The sequence below is a fragment of the Cohnella laeviribosi DSM 21336 genome (assembly GCF_000378425.1).
Classification (GTDB): Bacteria; Bacillota; Bacilli; order Paenibacillales; family Paenibacillaceae; genus Cohnella; species Cohnella laeviribosi.
The window spans coordinates 11,985-13,663 of sequence record NZ_KB899870.1; the positions used below are offsets into that span (position 1 = coordinate 11,985).

Sequence of the window (1,679 nt, forward strand, 5' to 3'; positions counted from 1 at the left end):
CGCGACTCGACGCGATGTAGGGTACTGGGCGGACTTCTTGGCGGCCGAGCATCGCGACTCGACGCGATGTAGGGTACTGGGCGGACTTCTTGCGATGAATTTAGCGGTGGCCTAAGCGCGAGCGAAATAGACGGGGGTGGTTCGCGCATTTGCGGCACCGGACGAGTCACAAGGTCCAAGGCCAGTTTTAAGTTGATCCTTAGGTCACATCTCATGAGGCAACCTCCGTTTTTGCAGCGTTGCTTCATCTTCTCAAAGTTTCCGAGCATGTTAAAAGTGCCGGGCAGGGAGTGACTGCCTGTGGATCGTCTCATTCGTTTCAAATCACACTCCCGCACGGGGAGCGACGGGACACATTGGGCGGCCGGAGAAAGTCGAGGTATTTCAATCCACGCATCCCTGCGGGATGCGACAATGGGTGTCTGTGACCAAATCTACGTTAATCCGAATTTCAATCCACGCACAACACTTCGCTCAAACCTGACATGGAACGAAAGTGTCGACAAATAAAAACTTCATCCACAAAACTTACTGTAAATGTAAAAGCGAGAAGACGCTCACCTTGCCGAAACAAACAAAAGCTCCTATGCTCAAAGTAACGACCAAATCACCCGAGCAAAGGAGCTTTATGTCCGTAAGTGTACCGGAGCATACGGTGATGCGTCAATGCTTAAATTGGTTGGATTGTCATTATCAAGATCTTTTTGCCGATCATCGGACAAAAAAATGTTTTATTGGGGCCGTCGTTGCCTTGTTTCTGGAAGCTACATTGCGCAAGCGCAAAAGCATTGAGGAGATCTGTCTTCATCTTCAATCCCGTAAATGGCTTCAAGAATGGACCCGTCTTACGTCCGTTTCTCCGTCTACCCTGTATGGTCGATTGGAGCAGATTCCTCTTTCGCTTTTGCAGGAGCTGTATCGCCAGTTGCTGGACGAGATCGCCAGGCACTACATCGGCAAGCCGGGATTACCGGACATCGGCCCTTTGTATGCGGTGGATTCGACCGAGATCGCGCTCCCGCCCCATCGCGGACTTTGGGCATTTTGATGCTAGACTGAATAGTAGACACAGATTACACTGATGAAATCAAGCTGAATCGGAGGACCTGTGTCGAAATGAAAAAGCCCCTGTATGATGAGACGTACAAGAGAAAGACGGTTCAATACGTCAAGGAAAGCGGAAAGGCGGTGGCGGAAGTCGCCCGCGAACTAAAGATCAAGGACAACACGCTATACGGCTGGATGAAGAAGTATGGCGGTGAGCCGGAGATCGTTGCGGCGCAAACGTTTAAGTCCGAAGATCATCAGTTGCGGGAGTTGCAAAAGCAAATACGAGACCTGCAAGAGGAGAACGAAATCTTAAAAAAAGCAATGCACTTCTTCGCGAAAGACCGTCGGTGAAATATGCGTTCATCCACGAACACCGCTCCGAGTACCGACTGGAGAAGATGTGCAGCGTATTGAAAGTATCTCGCAGCGGCTACTACAAATGGAAGGAGCGCCCGGAAAGCGAACGGGAGCGTCAGCACAAGGAATGGACCGAGCAGGTCAAAGAAATCTACGATCAGTCCCGCAAGCTTTACGGCAGTCCGAAGATCACCCGTAAACTCCTGCAGCAAGGAGTGACGATCTCCGAGCGAACGGTGACGCGGATCATGAACGAGCAGCAGTGGCGGTCC

General features: G+C 51.2%; 3 protein-coding genes. All 3 read left to right on the plus strand.

What is annotated here, in order from left to right:
* Positions 1 to 562: 562 nt before the first annotated feature.
* Positions 563 to 1,048 carry a hypothetical protein gene (locus F560_RS0121170; RefSeq protein ID WP_156829086.1) on the plus strand — a complete coding sequence of 162 codons (486 nt, stop codon included), beginning with the start codon at positions 563 to 565 and terminating at the stop codon, positions 1,046 to 1,048.
* Between the two features lie 68 nt (positions 1,049 to 1,116).
* A complete protein-coding gene (locus F560_RS0121175) occupies positions 1,117 to 1,401 on the plus strand; it encodes a transposase (RefSeq protein ID WP_019007736.1) in 285 nt (94 codons plus the stop codon).
* Positions 1,398 to 1,679: IS3 family transposase (locus F560_RS23950; RefSeq protein WP_019007737.1), on the plus strand; the 282-nt coding region annotated here is incomplete at its 3' end. The genes F560_RS0121175 and F560_RS23950, both read left to right, overlap by 4 nt.

What these genes read in the sequence shown, in the direction of transcription:
- F560_RS0121175 (WP_019007736.1), top strand. Translation starts at nt 1,117, where the DNA reads ATGAAAAAGCCCCTGTATGATGAGACGTACAAGAGAAAGACGGTTCAA.